At 64.7% G+C, this 581-nt stretch carries 1 protein-coding gene; it reads left to right on the top strand.

Annotation, left to right across the window (positions count from 1 at the left end):
• Window positions 1-581 (top strand): IS630 family transposase (locus IG90_RS0138760; protein ID WP_030596137.1); only part of this gene is annotated, 581 nt, incomplete at both ends.

Here is a 581-nt window from a genome sequence, read left to right as displayed (position 1 = left end):
CCGGAGAACGCCCTGGTCCTGGCGGTGGACGAGAAGTCGCAGATACAGGCCCTGGACCGGACGCAGCCGGTGTTGCCGATGGCGCCGACCGTGCCGGCGAGGATGACCCATGACTACGTCCGGCACGGCACGACCAGCCTGTTCGCCGCCCTGGACATCGCCTCCGGGTCGGTTATCGCCCAGCACTACCGCCGACACCGCCACCAGGAGTTCCTCCGCTTCCTGAAGGTCATCGACGCCGCCGTCCCCAAGCACCTCGAACTCCACCTGGTCCTGGACAACTACGCGACCCACAAGACAGAGCCCGTCAAGAAGTGGCTGCTGCGTCACCCTCGCTTCCACCTGCACTTCACCCCCACCTCGGCGTCCTGGCTCAACCTCGTCGAGCGCTGGTTCGCCGAGCTGACCTCCCGCAAACTCCGCCGCTCGACACACCGCAGCGTCGTCGAACTCGAACGGGACATCCGCGGCTGGATCAACGAGTGGAACAAGAACCCCAAGCCGTTCATCTGGACAAAGACCGCCGACGACATCCTCGACACCCTCGCCGCATACTGCACACGAATTAACGACTCAGGACA

The sequence above is a fragment of the Streptomyces anulatus genome (assembly GCF_000721175.1).
Classification (GTDB): Bacteria; Actinomycetota; Actinomycetes; order Streptomycetales; family Streptomycetaceae; genus Streptomyces; species Streptomyces anulatus_C.
The sequence above is the reverse complement of the archived record's forward strand: the minus strand, read 5'-3'. Positions and strand labels throughout refer to the sequence as shown.